Annotated in this window: 1 protein-coding gene; it reads left to right on the forward strand. The window is 62.4% G+C overall.

All coding sequences use genetic code 11. From position 1 onward, the window contains the following. Positions 1-237 (forward strand): ester cyclase (locus tag IF22_RS35550; RefSeq protein WP_167337362.1); only part of this gene is annotated, 237 nt, incomplete at its 5' end. Between the last annotated feature and the right edge of the window lie 109 nt (positions 238-346).

The raw sequence follows: 346 nt of genomic DNA on the forward strand, positions 1-346 counted from the left end.
GTGCTGGGCTATCTCGCGAAGTTCACCGAAATGACCGACGGTTCGGTCCCCTTCGAGCCCGATTCCATCATCCCCCGCGAAGACCGCACCGTGGTGACGGTCCGCGTCCAAGGGGAGCGCGCCGGCCGGCAGTTGGACGACCGCGGTGTCCACGTGTTCCGCATCACCGACGGAAAGATCAGCGAGCGCTGGAGCTACCCGCAGGACCTTTACAACATCGACGCGTTCTTCGAGTAAACAGGATGCGCCATTCCCACTCCATCTCGGTGACCATTCGGCGCTGATACCGGCTATCGGTCGATCACAGCAGGCCCTACCGCCAGTCGGCTGTTTTCCGCACAATCCG

Origin of the sequence: Micromonospora parva, assembly GCF_000718515.1 — a bacterium.
GTDB classification, from domain to species: Bacteria; Actinomycetota; Actinomycetes; order Mycobacteriales; family Micromonosporaceae; genus Micromonospora; species Micromonospora parva.